This window comes from Lederbergia wuyishanensis (genome assembly GCF_022900255.1).
Classification (GTDB): domain Bacteria; phylum Bacillota; class Bacilli; order Bacillales; family Bacillaceae_C; genus Lederbergia; species Lederbergia wuyishanensis.
Map to the genome: position 1 here is coordinate 1 of NZ_JALIRM010000011.1, position 18,809 is coordinate 18,809.

The following is an 18,809-nucleotide window of genomic DNA, read 5'->3' on the forward strand; positions in this document are numbered from 1 at the left end:
CCATCCATTCGCTCGACTTGCATGTATTAGGCACGCCGCCAGCGTTCGTCCTGAGCCAGGATCAAACTCTCATTGAAGTTTGTAGCTCATTTGCTGGCAATGGTTTAAAACCATTGTTTAAAAATATTTTTGACGTTTGTTTCGTTCAGTTTTCAAAGATCAATCTCAATCACTTCGTTCAGAAGCGACTCTATTAATATATCATCTTTACTATCAGCAGTCAACCTTTTTTGAATAATATTTTTAAAGCGATGTGTTTCGTTGACTGTTTAACTATAGTACCATTTGAGATGAGTTCCGTCAATTAATTTATTAAAAAAACTTATTTCCTTTATTATCCTAATATAATAAAAAGACCTATCAGTCAAAACTAATAGGTCTCCTCTAGTATAAACCTCTTATTCCCACTCAATTGTAGCAGGTGGTTTGCTTGTAATATCATAAACTACACGGTTTACATGTTCTACTTCATTAACAATCCTTGTAGAGATTTTTTCGAGCACGTCCCATGGAATTCTAGCCCAATCTGAAGTCATCCCATCGATTGAAGTTACTGCTCTGATTCCGATTGTGTGATCATACGTACGGGAGTCGCCCATTACACCGACACTTCGAATATCAGGTAGCACCGTAAAGTATTGCCAAATTTCTCTTTCTAAGCCAGCTTTTTTAATTTCTTCGCGTAAAATAAAATCTGATTCGCGAACAATTTCTAATTTTTCATCTGTTACTTCACCTAAGACACGAATTCCAAGTCCAGGACCTGGGAATGGTTGGCGCCATACAATCTCATCTGGTATACCAAGTTCAGTTCCAAGTGCTCGTACCTCATCTTTGAACAAAGTATTAAGTGGTTCGATTAATTTAAATTGCATATCTTCAGGCAAACCGCCTACGTTATGATGGGATTTGATAGTTTGAGCTGTTGCCGTTCCACTTTCAATAATATCCGTATACAGTGTCCCTTGAGCTAAGAAATCAATGCCTTCAAGCTTAGCTGCTTCATCATCAAAAACGTAAATAAATTCATTTCCAATAATTTTACGTTTTTGTTCTGGATCTGATACGCCTTTTAACTTGCCAAGGAAACGGTCGCTTGCATCAACCTTTATGACATTCATATGGAAACCTTCAGTAAATGTCTTCATAACGCTGTCAGCTTCGCCTTTACGCAGTAAACCATGATCGACAAAAATACATGTCAATTGATCGCCGATAGCTTTATGAATCAATACCGCTACTACAGAAGAATCTACCCCTCCGCTAAGTGCACATAAAACTTTCTTCCCACCAACTTCTTGACGAATTTTCTCCATTTCTATTTCAATGAAGTTTTCCATAGACCAGTCACCTTTACAGCCACAAATTTCAAACACAAAGTTTTTCAAAATTTCATTACCGTGAATGGAGTGGCGTACCTCTGGATGGAATTGAACAGCATACAATTGCTTTTCAACATTGCTCATGGCAGCAATTGGACAAGATGGACTAGTGGCATCTACAGAAAATCCTTCAGGGGCTTCCTGAACTAAATCACCATGACTCATCCAAACGACTTGTTCATTCGGCAATCCTTTAAATAAAGACGCGCCTTCTTCGATTTGAATTAACGCTTTCCCGTATTCACGATCTTTTGCTCTTTCTACATGGCCACCATAATGAACTGTCATAAGTTGCATGCCATAGCAAATTCCAAAGACTGGTATTCCTAAGTCAAATAGTTTTTCGTCACAACGAAAGGCGTTTTCGGAGTAAACACTATTTGGTCCACCCGATAATATAATCCCTTTCGGATTCATTTCTTTAATTTCTTCAACAGAAATAGTATGAGGGTGCAATTCACTATATACACCAAACTCTCGAATCCTTCTGGTGATTAATTGATTGTATTGACTTCCAAAGTCTAGGACTACAATCATTTCCTGATCATGCAATTCCGCTTTTCCTGACATGTTAGACCCTCCATAATATTAAGATAGGCTGTATTAAACTAAAATGATATCCTCTTCGACGCACGAGGTGTGCTGTAAAATGAGGTATTGTCACAGGACGAGCACCCTTAGCAAGCTAAACTTCGCTCTAAACAAGGTGTTGGCAAAATCAATCTTCTACTTTAATATAGCCAAAAAATAAAAAAAACTGAAATCCAGCCCTCTTTTACTAAGAAGGCAGAATTCCAGTATAAAAGAAGACAGAACAAATAGGATGCTCGTCCCATGGAAAGACCTGCCTTCATAGTAAGGTCATTTAAGGTGACCTCGTAGAGACTCCCATACCATATTAATGGGATTATATGAAGTTTCGCCGGATAACCAGGCGTCGTCATGTATTTTATTCGATTTAACCTGCGTTTTATTTTAAACCTGATTTAAATCATGGTCAACCAGTTGTTTTTTTAATTAAATTTTCCCATAACTCACTAGCATATTCCCATTCTGATTCGAGCGTATCTCCTCTATAGATTGCTCTCTCATAACATTGTGTCAAAGTGCTCATATCTTTTGTATCAAAATGAAAGTCTACATAGTTCGCATATTCACGCAGGGTCTGCCCAATATTTCGTTTTACACCGAAACGATCTAGCTGTTTTAATAACTCTTCATATGCATGAACGAGGGTGTCACTACTATTCTTTCCTTTATATTTCCACAAAAGTACATACGGTATCCACTTACTTCTTTGCCAATAGAGCCAAGACACTATAACAATTGCTAAAAATATAATCAAAATAATAATATATTTACTTTCCCCAATAAAGGAAGAAACTTTAGCAGTACTTTTTCTTGTTGTTTTATCCTTTTTTACTTGTTTATTATTTTCTTTTTCAAGATTCTCTTTCTTTTCCAAATCAACTGGGTTCGAAGGCTGAATTGCTGGTGTTATTGGGGTAGTATCCTTTTTTTCGTCATTGAGGACAGTAGCAAAGCTTGTGAACCCAATTGTAGGTTCAAATGGAACCCACCCTTGTGTTGGGAAAAAAACCTCTACCCATGAATGTGCTTCATTATTCGTCACTTTGTATACTCGATCCGTACCATCAGTCTCTCCATAGTATTGTCCTGCAGCGTAACCTTTTGCCCATCTTGCAGGGATTCCAATTGAACGAAGCATTACAACCATGGAGGTTGAAAAATTATCGCAATAGCCTATTTTCGTATCAAATAAAAACTGATCAACGTAATCTTGATCTTCCTCTGGAATTGCAACATCGGTTTGATCGTATACAAATTCACCACTTTTAAAATACCTTTCAATTGCTTTTGCCTTATCATAAAAATTATCGTGATCTTTCGTTATTTCCTCCGCCAAATCACGAACTCGATCAGGTAAAGTTTTCGGGACTTGAGTATATCTCAATGTAAATACATAATCTAAGTCACTTGTCGAATGAGTCTCACGCATTTCTTTTAAACTAAAAGCTGTTCTTACGTAATCTATCTCGTATTGCTTAAGCTTAGTAGGATTATTATCAGCATCAAATGATTCAAGCTTTTCTCCTGAATCGAATTTAAAATAACCATCTTCATTGCCATATACCGATAAAAAACCATAAGGCAGGACGATATGGGGATAGGTAATTTTAAAGTCAAATCTTGCTTTTCGAACCGGTTCATCTGAAGGATTTAATTTATAGATATCTCCAGATAAAAATTGACCATGTCCCGGTTCACCGATTTTCTCCCATCCTTTTCCCGTATATTCATCTTTCGTTTCCACTTTCCAATATTGCTTCGTAGGAGTTTTTACGATAAAAACAACTCGGTTATCTCCTAAAAAAGGACCGCCTAATTTCGAATCATTTGGGCTATATCCAATCCTTGAAACTCCGGATTGTCTCGGAAAAACGTTCTCCGCTTTCGATTGAATAAATGGAACGGGATCCGGCCAAATCGGACCTGCTTTAGGAGAAGCATAACCAATAAAAACACTCGCTACAATCATAACAATAAGGGGAATGACCCACTTACTCAATAGATTGCTTCGGTTTCGAATTTGCTCTTTCTCAAGCAACCTCTGAAAAAATAATATACCTAGTAATGCAAAACCGATGCCCACAATTCGAACAATAGCCCACTCAGCGTTATAAACGGTAAATGTATCTAAAACAGTCACATAAAGAATGGTCATAATATAAAAAATAAATATTCTTTTCCTGATCATAAGCCAATATGAAAGCAAGTAAGTCATAATCCATAGCAAAACAAAGAAAAGCAGCGTTCGAAACATATCCGATAAATCATCTACATTCCAAGACAGCAACATTTTTACGTTCATATATATGTCATTGAAAAAGACATAAATCCATTCAGTAAAAGTTGTATGCCCACGACCAAAAACGATATAAAGAAATACGATGATTAAGCCCGTCTTTAACAATTGACGAAACCAAGTGTAGACCGGAAGAATATTTAAGGAAAGAGAAGCAGCGATAAAAATAACGAAATAATGGATTTCACCCGTATGGGTAATCTGATCAAGTGGACGAATCCATTCCCACACTAAGAAAAATCCCAGAATATATAAGATTAAGGTCGATTGGAAATTCTTATTCACGCACGCTTCACCTCCGAAAAAGCTGTTCGAAACTCATCTTCATACAACGAGATCATAATGATGCCTTTTTGCATAGCCGAAGATTTTATTATCAATTCCTCTTGGCTAATAGGATCATTCTGCTTTTTAATGTAGTAAACAATAAAGGTCCCCCTGCGCCGCATATAAACACCAGCTTGGTCAACCAATTCTTTACTTAAAACGGAAGTAACAACAATCATGACAGCTGGCTGTGTAAAAAGAATCGATTCTGTTTCAATGATATTTGCTAAAGGAACAGAACTATCCGCTTTTACTTTTGCTAAATGAAGGAATATCTGCTGTTGTTGCTGATCCCCGCCTCTAATAGGGAAAAATGTTTTATCATCCCCCGCTGAAAAAAGACCGATCTGCCCTCCGTATTTAAGAACGGATTTTGTAATAGATGCTACAAATTTAACCGTTTCTTCAAAGTTTTTCGTTTTTGTTCGATCTAAAATAATCAGAAGGTCATTCGTTTGCCTAATCTCAAATTCCTTTGTCATCATATCATTCGTACGTGCAAATGCCTTCCAATCGATCCATGAAAAACGGTCACCTGGTTGGTATTGTCTAATCCCAGCAACAAGAGAGGTGTCCTTTTGAAATTGCATAGCAGAAACAGTACCACCTTGTTCAAATTGACTTTCCAATGAGCGATATTCAATTTCCTCATGTTGTGGGTAGACTAATAATACTTCCCGGCAATCAACCCACTTTTCTTTTTCTACTAACCCAAGAGCATCTCCAGTTTTAAAACGTATCGCTTCAAAAACATGTTCCCCTCGCGGAATTTTATCAATTTTATAATAAAATTCTAAATTTCTTTTAAACCCAGGGAATAGAATTTTCTTACTTTCTCGATAATAAAATTCATCCGGAACCCAATCTGCAACCACTAAAAAAAGCAATGGAAACGGGAACTTTCGATTCAATGAAATTTTTACTGTCACTTGATCCCCAGCCGTCAATTGCAACGGAGAAAAGACTCTCTTAAGTTGAAAATCATTTAATGGATAAATTAATAGAGCAATAGAATAGATGGCAAAAGGAAGAAAGCTGAAAAATAAAAACCAGCTCACAAATCCTCCTTGAAACATCGCAAATGAATAAGTTAAAACTAAAAGCAAAAATAAGAAAATCAGACCAAAAAAAGGTTTGAATCTTGCTAAAAGACGATTCCGTTTAAATAACGATTTCATTTACTTAACAGCCCTTTTAATTGGGACGTGTGTTCTTTCAATGATTTCTTCCAAGATGTGTTCGGTTGTGATTCCTTGATATTTTGCATCCGCCCTTAAAATGAGTCGGTGAGAAAATACAAATGGCGTCAAATACTGTATGTCATCCGGAATGACATAATCACGTCCAGATAAAAATGCAAGTGACTGGGAAGCTTTCATAAGTGCAATAGAAGCACGAGGGCTTGCACCTAAATACACATTTGGATGATTTCTCGTTCGATTCGCGAGTTCAACGATATATTGTTTTAATGTTTCTTCTACAAATGTTTCTTTTACATGTTGCTGAAGCTCTCTTAATTCATCTAGCGAAATAACTGGTTGTAAGTCTTCAATTGGCGGTACTTTTTGTGAGCGCGTTAAAACTTCTACCTCTTCTTTAGCCGTTGGATAGCCCATTTTCATTTTTAATAAAAAACGATCCAACTGAGCTTCAGGCAATGGATAAGTACCTTCATATTCAATCGGGTTTTGCGTAGCCATGACAAAAAACGGCTTTTCTAATTGTAAAGTGACACCATCAACAGTAATACTTTTTTCTTCCATACTCTCCAAAAGGGCTGATTGTGTTTTAGGGGAGGTACGATTGATTTCATCCGCAAGAATGATATTTCCTACAATTGGTCCAGGTCTAAAAGTAAATTCCATCTCTTTTTGATTATATATTGATACCCCTAATACATCGGAAGGAAGTAAGTCAGGGGTAAATTGTATACGTTTAAAAGAAGCGTTTACAGATTTAGCTAAAGCCCGTACCATCATCGTTTTCCCCACTCCAGGAACGTCCTCAAGCAGTACATGACCTTCTGCTAAAAGGGCTAAAAGACTAAGTCGTGCCACGTCTGTCTTTCCGATCATAACTTTTTCAATATTTTGTAAAATCTTTTTAATTTGCTGTTGCATCATATCGCTGTTCATCTACATCCACCCGCCGTCTCTATTTTTTGTCTTGCCAAAGCAGCTCACGACTGCAAAACTTCTCGTTGTGTTTCTTTTATCCTAAATCTTTGACCGTGAAGTTTGCACTACATAAAAAGCAGTTGCGTATTTTCTTTTTTCTAACTCAAGGCACCATCAGCTCGAGGTTAAATATCCTGATACGCTAAAAGTCAAAGTACAGACTTTTTACATATCAGAACATTTGCTTGTCAAAGGTAACGAGAGCCTTGCGTTTTTCTTTGTCTAACTCCGGCGCCTATCGACTAGTAAACTTCCCGTCCTTTTCTTTTGCGTAAGTCAACATCGACTCGTTCCTCGTCGTGTTTCCTTTATCTCAAGTCTTGGGTCGAAAAAGGAACGTCGACTAGAACCACCACGTCCTGTGGCGACGTCGACGGACCCACATCCTGTGGGCCTATACGTCGATGGGCTGGGCGCCTTCGTTTTTCGTAATACCATTTATATTCTGTCTAAATCAGGAAAATCCTCCCGTAAAATGAAAGTAGAAAGGACAGGATAAAAGTATCAGTGTTCTAGATACTTTATACCTGTCCCATTTATTCGTCAATCTACTTCCAAAAATTATCAAATATTGTAATTGGCAAATGTCGTTTATGTGCCGATTTTCGATATAATGCTTCGATTGTATTTTTTGCAGTATCCGAAACTTCTTTTCCTTCAAGGTAATCATCAATTTCCTCATAGGATACACCTAGAGCCACTTCATCAGGAAGTAGTGGACGATCATCCTCAAGATCCGCCGTCGGAATCTTCATATATAAATGTTCCGGACAGCCAAGTTCCTTCAATATTTGCCTGCCTTGTCTTTTATTTAACCTGAATATCGGTACTAAATCAGAGCCGCCATCACCAAACTTCGTAAAAAATCCTGTCAAAGCTTCGGCTGCTTGATCAGTACCAAGCACAACGCAATTATTCATAGCTGCAATACTATATTGAACTTTCATACGCTCACGAGCTTTTTCATTCCCTTTTGTAAAATCGGTAATGTCAACCCCGGCTTCTCGCATTGCTTCAACACTTGCATCCACTGCATTTTTAATGTTCACTTCATACGTCACACTTGGTTGAATAAATTCCAATACGTCATCTACATCACTTGCATCGTTTTGCTTTCCATAGGGAAGTCGAACCGCAATAAATTTATACTTTTCTAAATCCCGACCTTCGTTCAATTCATCAACTGCCATTTGCGCAAGTTTTCCTACGAGCGTTGAATCCTGTCCTCCTGAAATCCCTAACACAAATCCGTTAAAGAATATATACTTTTTCATATATTCTTTCATAAAATCGATACTTTTACGGATTTCTTCTTGTGCATCTATTTTAGGAAGAACTTTTAGTTCGTCAATAATTTGCTTTTGGAGTTCATCCATCACGATACCTCCTGACTTATAATCTTTTTAATTTACTAACCTTTTCCTTAACTTCTTCAATATTTCTCATTTTATTATTCCAGCATTTTTGACTGAGGTCGACTGGGTACTCCTCAGGATTAAGAGACCTTTTGTATTCATCCCATAATAAGCTAAGACACTCTTTCGCATAGCCTTGAATTTCCTTAAGCTCTGGCAATTCGTACACAAGCTTGCCTTGGTCAAAAATCATTTCATGTAAATTAATTGCATCGAAGTCGGTCACAAACTTACTAATATAAGTATGAACGGGATGGAACATTTTAAGCCGTGGCTCGTCTTCCGGTTTCTCATCCCACAGCGTAATATAATCCCCTTCTGATTTACGGTTTATCCTATTTACTATACGATAAACCTTTTTTCTACCAGGAGTCGTTACTTTTTCAGCATTGCTGGAGATTTTAATCGTATCTTCCATTTCTCCATGTTCATTTTCAATCGAGACAAGTTTATATACTGCTCCTAAAGCGGGTTGATCATAAGCTGTAATTAACTTTGTCCCAACACCCCACGAATCGATTCTTGCCCCTTGCGCTTTTAAATGTAAAATTGTATATTCATCGAGGTCACTAGAAGCAAAGATTTTCGCATCTGTTAACCCTGCCTCATCCAGCATTTTCCGTGCTTCTTTTGATAAGAAAGCCATATCTCCACTATCAAGACGAATTCCTTTAAAATTAATCTTGTCGCCGAGTTCTTTCGCCACTTTTATTGCGGCTGGCACACCTGATCGTAATGTGTCATACGTATCTACTAAAAATACGCAATCACGATGAGATTCAGCATATTTTATAAAAGCAGTATAATCGTCTTTGTACGCCTGTACCATTGAATGTGCATGAGTACCCGCAACAGGCATATCAAAAATTTTACCAGCACGAACATTACTCGTACCATCAAATCCACCGATAAAAGCTGCTCGTGTTCCCCAAAGTGCCGCATCCAGCTCCTGCGCCCTTCTTGATCCAAATTCCAAGGCGATTTCATCCCCAACAATTTGTTTGATTCGAGAAGCTTTTGTAGCAATCAATGTTTGATAATTCACAATGTTAAGCAAAGCAGTTTCAATTAGTTGTGCTTCCACAAGCGGCGCTTCAACCTGTAGAATAGGTTCATTGTTAAAAACAACTTCCCCTTCTTTCATCGAACGAATCGTTCCAGTAAATCTTAGATTCTTTAAAAATTCGATGAATTCCTCTTCATATCCGATTTCCTCTTGTAAATACTCTATATCAGTATCACTAAAGCGAAAATCTTTGATATAATGAATGACTTTTTCCAATCCTGCAAAAATCGCATAACCATTTGAAAATGGCATTTTTCGAAAATAAAGATCAAAAACAGCTTTACGGTTATGAATCCCGTCTTGCCAATACGTCTTCGCCATATTAATTTGATATAAATCTGTATGCAATGCCAAACTATCGTCTTTATAATGATCGTTCATGTAAACCACTCCATCATTTTAGCTTCCTGATACAACTTTTGCTCCTAGAGTTTGGACAAAATGACCTAATGCCCATTCGTGACCTGCTTGATTAAAACTTGCTACAGCATCCTCGTGAACAACAATTTGGAAGCCTTTATTGTACGCATCAACAGCAGTATGCAATACACAAATATCTGTGCAAACACCACAAATATGCACTTCCTGGATTCCCCGCTCACGGAGTTTTATTTCAAGGTCTGTACCTGCAAACGCACTATACCTTGTTTTATCCATATAATACACGTTTGAATCATTCTTATGCTTTTCATATAGTTCGGAAAGTTTTCCGTATAAATCTCTACCATTAGTTCCTTCAATATTATGCGGCGGAAATAGTTTTGCTTCTGGGTGATGTTCGTTTCCTTCCGTATGCTTATCAATGGCTAAAACAACAAAATCTCCATTTTCAATAAATTTTTTTGTTAAGGAGACGATATTCCCCTCAATTACTTGCCCTGGTTGACCGCACGTAAGTCTCCCATCTTCTGCTACAAAATCATATGTATAGTCCACGTTTAGAAGTGCTTTTTTCATGAATTGCTACCTCCTCTTAATTTTTCAATTAATGACGTAGTGTACGAATCGATATGTATATCTGCTTCGATATCATCATTTTGGAACGCACAAGTTTTTAACCCCACCGCCTTGGCAGGAATTAAATCAAGCGCCCGATCACCAATTGCCCAATCTAATTGATATTTATGATGAACATATTCATATGCAGCTACTTCAGGTTTTCTAGGAAAGCCATCATCATCAGGGCTGACGATTTCATCGAAATACTCAAGTAATCCCCATTTCACTAGCAACTCCTTCGTCGATGCTCTTGTGCGATGTGTCACAATTACATTTACTTCAGCTGCAGCCAAAATGATCTCAATTCCTTTAAATGGAGGACTTCCTGCTTCTGCCTCGGCATGATCCAATTCTTTAAATCTTTCACGAAAGTCTTCCGATATGCCAAAATGCTCAAACGCTTCCTTCGAAGTTCTTTTGAGCCAACGAAGCGCTTCTTTTTTATCTACTGATTTCCCGTGAACTTCTTCGTATACAGAACAAAAACTATTTAAAATTGCGGGATATGTATCAAAAATTGTTCCATCTAAGTCCCACAATAGGCGCAATGGGCATCACTCCTGACGTTCAAACTTAAGATTTCTAAAAACTTACATTCATTATATAATATCCCTCATTAATTTTCATTGGAATATTTAGAAAAGTATAAGGTGCACTTGCTACTTTAGACAAACAAAGTGTTCTATTAACTTTTAGTAAAGTGGTTTTAGACCTTGCATAATTAGAAAGCGTGCTCTAATAAAAATCATCTTAAGGAACTAAAGCGCAAGGCTCGTAGCCTTAGGCAACAAGCAAATGTTCAGAGAAGCAAAAAGTCCGCTTTTTCACTTTTAAACTTCGCGGGTTTATGACCTCGAGCCGATGGCGCCTGAAGCTAGACGGAAACTACCTTTTATCCACAACTTTTCAAATTTATTATTTCCTAAGCAATAATAAAAAGCCTGTAGGGATTCCCCCACAAGCTTTGTTATTTAACCGATCCCATCATTCCTGCTACAAAGTGCCTTTGCATGAGGAAAAACACTAGCGCTGTTGGCAAGGTGGCAATCACAATCGCTGTCATAATAACGCCATAGTCAGGCGAGTAACCCGCTCCGAGATTTGAAATAAGCAACGGGATGGTTCTTTTTTCCGGAGTTTGCAATATGACTAGTGGCCATAAATAATTATTCCAACTAGACATAAAAGTAATGATAGCAGCTGCTGCATAAGTCGTTTTCATCGTAGGGAGAAAGATGCGTAAAAAGATTCCGAGTTCGCTTAAACCATCAATCCGTCCTGCCTCAATTAGTTCTTTAGAAAACATTTTTGCGCTTTGTCTAAAGAAAAAGATAAGAAATGCTGTCGTAATTGTCGGTAAGACCACTGCCGCCAATGTATCAATACCGAACATCGGAGCAACTTGTGAAATGCTTCCGAACATACGATACAAAGGAACCATTAAGGCTGCAAAGGGAATCATCATTGATAACAAAAGGAAATTAAAGACCGCATCCTTCCCTGAGCTCCTATATATTTCAAATCCGTACCCCGCTAATGAAGCAATTAATAGAGCCAAAATTGTTGTTGATATAGAAACGATGAAGGAATTAATTAATGCAGGTACAATTTCAACGGTCGTAAATAAGTTTCTAAGATTTTCCCATAAATAATTCCCCGGAATTAATCTTCCCCTCGTAACATCAACTGATTTATTTGTCATGCTTATAATCATCCATATAAAAGGAAAAATCGAAACAAATGCAGCTATACATAAAAAAAGATAGATTAAAAATCGTTTAAACATCACGATCACCTGCCACTTTAAACTGTAATATTGAGAACAATATAATCAAAATTACGATTATATACGAAACCGTTGCTGCGTACCCAAAGTCTGGCGTGTATTTAAATGAGAGATTATATATGTACTGCGAAATCGAGGTTGTGGAATTTCCGGGACCGCCTTTCGTAATATTCATAATCTCATCAAAAATTTGCAGCGTTCCGATTGTCGAAGTAATTGAAGTAAATAGAATGATTGGTTTTAACAAAGGAATAGTAATTTTAAAAAACTGGTGCACACCGGAAGCCCCATCAATTCTGGCTGCTTCATAAATGGATGGGTCTACGTTTTGCAGGGCAGATAGATAGAAGATCATATTATATCCAGTCCAACGCCATGTTATCGCGATAATAATTGTTATTTTCGCCCAAAATGGATTCGTCAGCCATGGAATCGGATCAGGAATTAAGGATAATGACAATAAAAACTTATTCACTAAACCGTTTGTAGCAAATAAATATTTAAAGATAACGGAATACGCAACAAGAGACGTAACACAAGGCAAAAATATCGCTGTTCTAAAAAATCCTTTATATTTTAGTGATCGATCATTCAATAGCACTGAAATAAATAAAGCCAAAATAATCATGATTGGAACTTGAACGATTAAATAAATAAATGTGTTTGTGATTGCAGCAATAAAAGTAGGGTCACTAAATAATCGAATATAGTTATTTAGTCCAACAAAATGCAAATTCGCGCCTGCTCCAGACTTAAATGATAAAATTAGCGCCTGAATCATTGGATAAAAGTAAAACCAACAAATAAAGATGACTGAAATTAAGACAAATGACCAACCAATAGTATTACTTTTCAACCGATAATTCACGGCTTTTTCACTCCTAACCTGAAGCTCTCTTCTCAAACAATCTTGGGCAATACACTTATTATGACGAACTCAAAACTGAGGGACTTCCAAAGTGATTGCCCAATGACTCTTTTATTTCAACTGTGCCTCTGCTTGTTGCTGTGCATCATTCATGACATCATCAATATCTTTTCCATTTAAATAATTTTGCATTTCTGCAATTAAAATATCTTCAATCGCATACGTATGGATTCCGTAATTTACACCTGGAATTTCAGCCATCCATTTAGAGAAGTCTTGAATAACCTTTTGGCCACCAAAGAAATCATCGCCACTTTTATACGCTTCACCTTCAGTAGCTGGTTTATACGTACCTAGAGCCCCTACTTCTTTTACGAGTTTTTGATAAAAATCTTTATTTGAACCAAAAGTTTTTCCGAGGAAATCAGCCGCTTTTTCTTTTCCATCTATGTTTAATACATAAAATGAACTTCCACCTAAGTTTGATGCATTGACTGCTCCTTGAATTGGTAATCTCGGAATCGGAACAACTGCCCATTTACCTGATTGAGATGTTTCTGCTTTAATACTTGGAGTAATCCAGTTCCCCGTTGGAACCCCTGCTATATCACCATTATTAAAAGCAGCTAAGAATTGGCTCCAATCAGAAGTTGTTACAGCAACTTTTTCATCTAATAAGGTTTTATAAATTCTAAATGCTTCTTTTAAAGCCTCATTGCCTGCTAAGTTTGGGGTTACACCATCGTTTTTCAAATACCATGAACCAGCTGATTGAATCATCATGCGAATCGTTCCTAAATCATTCGGATCAAGAGTCAAGAAGCCTTTCCCTGTTTTATCCCTAATCGTTTTTCCGATTTTAATGAATTGGTCCCAATCAATATTACGAACATCTTCGACAGTCAATCCAGCATCCTTCAGCATATCCGTACGAACATATAACCCTGTAACTCCAGTATCAAACGGCAATCCGTATTGCTTTCCGTTGAAACTAGTTGGAGCAATTTTATAATCGGCAAAATCTTTTGTATTAAAATAATCTGAGATTTCATAAAAAGCATCTGGATATGCTTGTAAAAAGCTTTGTGCACGATAATCTTCAATCAATACAATATTAGGCATTCCTTTCATCGTTCCCGAACTTAATCCTGTGTTAAGCTTTTGAACAATATCGGGTTGCCCGTTTTCGATAACCTTTAATTTAAAATCCTTATCTCCTGTATAGTTGGCCTCAGCCAGCTTTAGAGCCGCAATATTAAATTTTGGATCCCATGCCCAAGCAGTAATTTCATTAGTACCCTTATTGTTTGTATTCTGGGTTCCTCCTTTATCCGAGGATCCAGTAGAACAAGCCGTCACTATAAACATAGTCGTTAACATTAATAAAAATATTTTTTTCAACATAATCCCCCCACTATGGTTTAAAATCTTAAACTTAGTTTGGAAATTATTTCAGATATTATGCATGGGCGAGTGCAAAAGGGCTATACCCCAATTCAACGACGTACTTTGACTCGAAACATGTCAGCGTTGATAGCGTTGTAGATAGATGGAGTTGTGCCTCGATACTAGCTCTATCAAGACAGATAATGGAGAAACATCGGAGATCTGTCTCGATTATAGCTCTATCGAGACAGTAAAAGGAAAATCAACAGAGTTCTGTCTCGATTCTAGCTCTATCGAGACAGTGAAAGGAAAATCAACGGAGTTCTGTCCCGATTCTAGCTCTATCAAGACAGAAAATGGAGAATCATTGGAGTTGTGTCTCGATATTAGCTCTATCAAGACAGATAATGGAGAACTTTGATGATTTGTCTCAATACTAGAACTATCGAGACAGAGAATGGAAAATCATTGGAGTTGTGTCCCAACCTTAAACTATCGAGACAATGAACGAGAAAACATTAGAGTACTGTCTCTATTCACCTGCATTCCTCAATCAATATATATTTAATTAACACAAATGAAAAACGGTCTCGATTGACTCCAATCGAGACCGCATTCCAAATTCCTAACCTTAAGACCTTATTTCGTAATTGGACTTATCGTAAATGAATAGCGATATACTTGGTCCGCATATATTGTAAATTCTGGGTGCGTTTTTTGGCTCCAGCTATCATCGCCGCCTATACCCATTTGTTTGTAATTAATTCTAACGACAGATTGCTTACTATCTGGCAATTTATACGAGTGACTAGCTTCTTCAAGTTCAAAAGGAGTATATGGAAGAACATTCGCTTCTATTGTTGGATGACCGGAAACCTTTAAACCGTTTCCTATCTCATCTCCAATTGAAATCCATCTCACTTCAGTTTTGTTTCCACATTCTTGTGGTTTTAAATACGGAACATATTGATCCTTTACTTTTCCTTCGTATAGACCAATTTTCGCTCCTTTTTCTTTATCAATGTAATTCTCATGAGGGCCTTTACCGTACCAATTCAGGTCTTCAAAGCTAGAATCCATCGAGAACAGAATACCGACTTCTGGAATTTCCGGTAAATCACTGCCTGGTGTCAATTCATAATTTACATTTATCGTACCTGAATGATCAATCGAATATGTGATCTTACATGTCGAAGTATTCAACGTCGGAATGTTGTACGTTACAGAAACATTAACCGTATGTTCTGTTTCTTCAACATTGAATGACTGCAGCTTGCGATTCTCACCAGCTTCGCGCCATGTAGCAGCTCGTTGGTCCAATTTATTACCTCTATCATTATCTGTCATTGCTCTCCAGAAGTTTGGAGCAAGTGGCGTTTTGAGCATTTCCACTCCTGCAATCTGATAAGAAGCAAGATCGCCAGTAGATTTATTAAAGCCGATTGAGAAATTTTCTCCCAATATACTCATTCCAGAATTTTCTTCTTTCGTTTTTAATCCACCTGACACAGCCCCTGAAACCTCTTCTTTAACATCACGTTTCAAAACAAATTGTTCAAACGCTATTTCATGACCTTTTTCAGCCCAAATTGTTGCTTCCTTAAGTCGGAAACTTACGGTTAAAATAAGTTCTCCTTGAGAAGCATCAAAGTCCTCTAACGTAAAACCAAGTTGTACGTTTGTAGTGGACTGCGGATCAATCGTAACATTCGTTACACCTGTTTTAATACCTTCCCCATTTCCTGTAACTTCCCAATGAAGTTCAACATCACTTAAATCAGAAAACAGATTCTTATTTTTAATCGTAATTTCGCCTTTTTCAAGATCAGCATCATAAAACTCTACATTTTGATAGCATTTTTTCACTTCAAAAATTTTCGGAGTCACTGTTCCATCTGCGAAAATTAAGCCGTTCCCAGAAAAGTTTCCATCATGAGGAGACTCTCCGAAATCCCCTCCATAAGCTAAAAATTCAATGCCATCCTCTGTTGTGGTTCGAATAGCTTGATCCCGCCAGTCCCAAATAAAGGCACCTTGTAAAATAGGATACTTATCAAACAACTCGGTATATTGATACAAGTTTCCACAGGAATTACCCATCGCATGGGCGTATTCACAAATAATATAAGGCTTCGCTTGTGTAGAGGACTTTTCCGCTTCCAACGCGTACTGTTCGACTAATGTAGGTGATTTATACATCGTACTTTCAATATCAGAAGCTGCTTCAGAAGGACGATAATGGAATACCCCTTCATAATGAACAAGGCGAGTTGGATCGATTTCTTTAAAAAAGTCATGCATCTTTAAGAAATTGTCCCCACCAAATGATTCATTTCCAAGTGACCAAATGACGATGGATGGATGATTTTTATCACGTTGAAACATCGAATTACAACGGTCTAAAACATTTTCTGTCCATTCAGGCTTGCTTCCAGGCAATGTATCTTCTAATTCTTGTTGGCCGTAATACCATGTTCCATGTGTTTCTAGGTTATTTTCATCAATAACGTAGAGACCATACTCATCACATAGTTCATACAAATAAGGATTATTTGGATAATGGGATGTACGAACCGCATTAATATTATGCTGCTTCATTAAGGTGATGTCGTGAACCATATCTTCGTAATCGATCGCACGACCTTTATCCGCTGAAAATTCATGACGATTAACACCTTTAAAAATAATTCGCTCGCCATTAATTTTCATTAGCCCATCTTTTAATTCAAATTTACGGAAACCTACTTTACAGCTTAAGGTTTCAACAACTTCTCCAGCTGCACCTTTCAAACTCAACACAAGAGTGTATAAATTCGGATGCTCCGCACTCCATTTCAATGGATTTTTAACGAATGTAGAAGTTGATAAGGTTACATCAGTTTTATCTGAAATATCCACTTGAACTACAAGTGGGCTCTGTAGCACAGCTTGTTGATTTTGATCAAACAAGATCGCTTCGAAAACTGGATTCTCAACACTTTCTTCAAAATAATTAGAAATCTTTGCCTGGATATTTAATTCTGCATTTTGGTATTGTTCATCAAGGTCTGTCGTAACAAAGAAATCTTGGATGTGAACGCTAGGTGTTGAATATAAATATACGTCCCTAAAAATACCGCTCATTCGCCAAAAGTCCTGATCCTCGAGCCAGCTCGCATCACACCAGCGATACACTTCCACAGCTAGCTTATTTTCACCCTCTTTTAAATATGGAGTCAAATCGAATTCTGCAGGCGTGAATGTATCCTCACTGTATCCGACTAAATCTCCATTCAACCAAACATAAAAGGCTGATTCTACACCTTGAAAGCTTATGTATACAGGTTGTTCATTCCATGAATCTGGAACAGTGAACGTTTGGATATATTGTCCAACAGGATTATAGTTTGTTGGAGCAAATGGCGGCTTAATGTCTTCTTTTTCAATCCAAGGATAACGAACATTTGTATATTGCGGATAATCGTATCCTTGCAGCTGCCAATGCGCTGGAACTTTTATCTCATCCCAACCATTACTATCAAAATCAGCTTGATAAAAGTTTTTAATCCTTTTATCAGGATTTTCAGAAAATGAAAATTTCCATTGTCCATTTAATGACTTGAAATACTTTGATGACTTGCGATTTCCTTCTAAGGCTTCTTCAACCGTCTCGAATGGCATTAACGTTGCATGAGCTTCTAATCGGTTTAATTGAAAAATCTCAGGATTGTTATTCCATTCTGGATATCCATTTTTCGGTGGGCTATAAACGTATTTTCCCTTTTGCTTTCGCATTCATAATACCTCGCTTTTTTCGTTTATTCTCTTTCGACTTTTTAATTTTACACCTGAATACATAATTGTTCTAGTTTCAGAATCCTTATGAAAATTTTATTTTCGATATATAGGAATTGACTTTTCGACTACCAATTTAAAGCATTTATGTTAATCAAAAAATAAATGTATGTTTGGCTTGATGAGACAGAATATATAACTGAAATATAAAATATATCGTTAGGAGGATTCAGGTGGGAATATTAAGTGGAAATCCAAAAGATGAACCGATGCACTATGGCGAGGTTTTCGGATTATGGACTTATCTAATGTCAACGAAAGGTCTACTTACTTGCTATCAAATATATTTAAATCATGCAGGAGATTCAGATCTTCAGTCATTGTTGAATGAAGCGAGCCAATTAACGACACAAGAAGTAAAGGAAATCGAATCGCTATTAAAAGAAACTGGCGTAGCATTACCGCCTACTCCTCCAGAAAGATCGAAAGCTGCATTAGAAGACATTCCACCAGGGGCTAGATTCCTTGATCCGGAAATTTCCACACTATTAGCTAGAGATATCGCTGCCGGCCTACTTTCATGTAGCACAGTAATTGGGGAATCTATTCGTGAAGACATCGGTATGATGTTCTTAAAATTTCACACAGAAAGAGCAACGTTAGGGGCTAAATTACTTAGACTTGTTAAAGAAAAGGGATGGCTTATTCCTCCACCTCTTCATATAAGTTCTAAATAGGGTTA

General features: G+C 37.2%; 14 protein-coding genes, 1 rRNA gene and 1 riboswitch. Of the genes, 2 read left to right on the plus strand and 13 right to left on the minus strand.

The features are described from left to right. The 12 genes from MT489_RS14870 to MT489_RS14925 form a co-directional block, all read right to left on the minus strand. Nucleotides 1-77: ribosomal RNA gene (locus MT489_RS14870) — 16S ribosomal RNA — on the minus strand; the annotation flags it as partial. Between the two features lie 321 nt (nt 78-398). After that, the gene (gene guaA / locus MT489_RS14875; protein WP_244682350.1) at nt 399-1,952 is read right to left on the minus strand and encodes a glutamine-hydrolyzing GMP synthase; all 1,554 of its coding nucleotides are present in this window, start codon (nt 1,950-1,952) and stop codon (nt 399-401) included. A gap of 263 nt (nt 1,953-2,215) precedes the next feature. Then, nucleotides 2,216-2,317, minus strand: a riboswitch (purine riboswitch). Between the two features lie 62 nt (nt 2,318-2,379). After that, nucleotides 2,380-4,554 carry a transglutaminase TgpA family protein gene (locus MT489_RS14880; protein ID WP_244682351.1) on the minus strand — a complete coding sequence of 725 codons (2,175 nt, stop codon included), beginning with the start codon at nt 4,552-4,554 and terminating at the stop codon, nt 2,380-2,382. Then, on the minus strand, nt 4,551-5,654 hold the full coding sequence (locus MT489_RS22330) for a DUF58 domain-containing protein (protein WP_244682352.1): 1,104 nt from the start codon (nt 5,652-5,654) through the stop codon (nt 4,551-4,553). Before MT489_RS22330 ends, MT489_RS14880 begins: the two co-directional genes overlap by 4 nt. A gap of 120 nt (nt 5,655-5,774) precedes the next feature. Beyond that, nucleotides 5,775-6,731: an AAA family ATPase gene (locus tag MT489_RS14890; protein WP_244682353.1), complete on the minus strand. Its 957-nt coding sequence runs from the start codon at nt 6,729-6,731 to the stop codon at nt 5,775-5,777. A gap of 590 nt (nt 6,732-7,321) precedes the next feature. Further along, on the minus strand, nt 7,322-8,149 hold the full coding sequence (nadE, locus tag MT489_RS14895; protein ID WP_244682354.1) for an ammonia-dependent NAD(+) synthetase: 828 nt from the start codon (nt 8,147-8,149) through the stop codon (nt 7,322-7,324). A gap of 16 nt (nt 8,150-8,165) precedes the next feature. Next, the gene (locus MT489_RS14900; RefSeq protein WP_244682355.1) at nt 8,166-9,635 is read right to left on the minus strand and encodes a nicotinate phosphoribosyltransferase; all 1,470 of its coding nucleotides are present in this window, start codon (nt 9,633-9,635) and stop codon (nt 8,166-8,168) included. An 18-nt stretch (nt 9,636-9,653) separates the two neighbouring features. After that, nucleotides 9,654-10,211: a cysteine hydrolase family protein gene (locus MT489_RS14905; protein WP_244682356.1), complete on the minus strand. Its 558-nt coding sequence runs from the start codon at nt 10,209-10,211 to the stop codon at nt 9,654-9,656. Next, nucleotides 10,208-10,801 carry an HAD hydrolase-like protein gene (locus tag MT489_RS14910; RefSeq protein ID WP_244682357.1) on the minus strand — a complete coding sequence of 198 codons (594 nt, stop codon included), beginning with the start codon at nt 10,799-10,801 and terminating at the stop codon, nt 10,208-10,210. Before MT489_RS14910 ends, MT489_RS14905 begins: the two co-directional genes overlap by 4 nt. Nucleotides 10,802-11,220: 419 nt before the next feature. Further along, complete coding sequence (locus MT489_RS14915) at nt 11,221-12,039, minus strand: carbohydrate ABC transporter permease (RefSeq protein WP_280518643.1); 819 nt, start codon at nt 12,037-12,039, stop codon at nt 11,221-11,223. Beyond that, nucleotides 12,032-12,907, minus strand: coding sequence for a carbohydrate ABC transporter permease (locus tag MT489_RS14920; protein WP_244682358.1), 876 nt, complete (start codon nt 12,905-12,907; stop codon nt 12,032-12,034). The genes MT489_RS14915 and MT489_RS14920 overlap by 8 nt, the downstream gene beginning before the upstream one ends. A 111-nt stretch (nt 12,908-13,018) precedes the next feature. Beyond that, entirely contained in the window at nt 13,019-14,308 is a 1,290-nt protein-coding gene (locus MT489_RS14925) for an ABC transporter substrate-binding protein (protein WP_244682359.1), read from the minus strand. Between the two features lie 148 nt (nt 14,309-14,456). On the opposite strand from MT489_RS14925, the gene MT489_RS14930 reads away from it, so the two are divergent. Then, on the plus strand, nt 14,457-14,714 hold the full coding sequence (locus tag MT489_RS14930; protein WP_244682360.1) for a hypothetical protein: 258 nt from the start codon (nt 14,457-14,459) through the stop codon (nt 14,712-14,714). Nucleotides 14,715-14,932: 218 nt separating this feature from the next. On the opposite strand, the gene lacZ is transcribed toward MT489_RS14930, so the two are convergent. Then, nucleotides 14,933-18,067 carry a beta-galactosidase, LacZ type gene (gene lacZ / locus MT489_RS14935; RefSeq protein ID WP_244682361.1) on the minus strand — a complete coding sequence of 1,045 codons (3,135 nt, stop codon included), beginning with the start codon at nt 18,065-18,067 and terminating at the stop codon, nt 14,933-14,935. A gap of 233 nt (nt 18,068-18,300) precedes the next feature. Between lacZ and MT489_RS14940 the strand changes: the two genes are divergently transcribed. Beyond that, nucleotides 18,301-18,804, plus strand: a complete 504-nt coding sequence (locus tag MT489_RS14940; protein ID WP_244682362.1) for a DUF3231 family protein — start codon at nt 18,301-18,303, stop codon at nt 18,802-18,804. Nucleotides 18,805-18,809 lie beyond the last annotated feature (5 nt).